The sequence below is a fragment of the Vibrio sp. Y176 genome (assembly GCF_033438945.1).
Window position 1 is genome coordinate 1 of the sequence record NZ_JAWOQS010001193.1, and the last position, 517, is coordinate 517.

Here is a 517-nt window from a genome sequence, read left to right on the forward strand (position 1 = left end):
TGTCATCGAGAACATTTCCTCCCATATCATCCGCAATCTGCTGTGCAGTTCTCAACATCAAGTTGAAGTTTTGCTCAGCTTCGCCATAGCAAGGCAACGTCATAAAGAAGGAAATGCCTTTCGTCGAAAACTCTGCGGGATCACCATGCTCAAGTGTGCCCGGATGCATCATGTTAGCCACACTGAACAGCACTTTACCGTTACCAGATAAATCAACATGACGATGGAAGATATGCATCTCGCCATAGATAAGACCATTTTGCTGCATACTGTCAAAAAGTTCAGTGCCAATAAATGGTTCTTCGCCCGCACAATGAACATTCAACACGATCACTTGCATTTCCGGCTCTGGCTTTGGCTCTTCTGGTTGTTCAACAACGGCAGGAGCCACTTCTTCAACCATTTCCATCCCTTGTTTAGACGCATCAAATGCAGAAGGCATGATCTCTTCTTCAATCACCTCTTGCATTGGCTCTTCGACTTCAGACGGCTGAATTGCTACATCTTCAACATCGTT

General features: G+C 45.3%; 1 protein-coding gene. It reads right to left on the reverse strand.

Translation table 11 applies throughout. The annotated features are described in order from the left end of the window. On the reverse strand, window positions 1–517 hold a 517-nt coding region (zipA, locus tag R7O13_RS30935), incomplete at both ends, for a cell division protein ZipA (protein WP_318305728.1).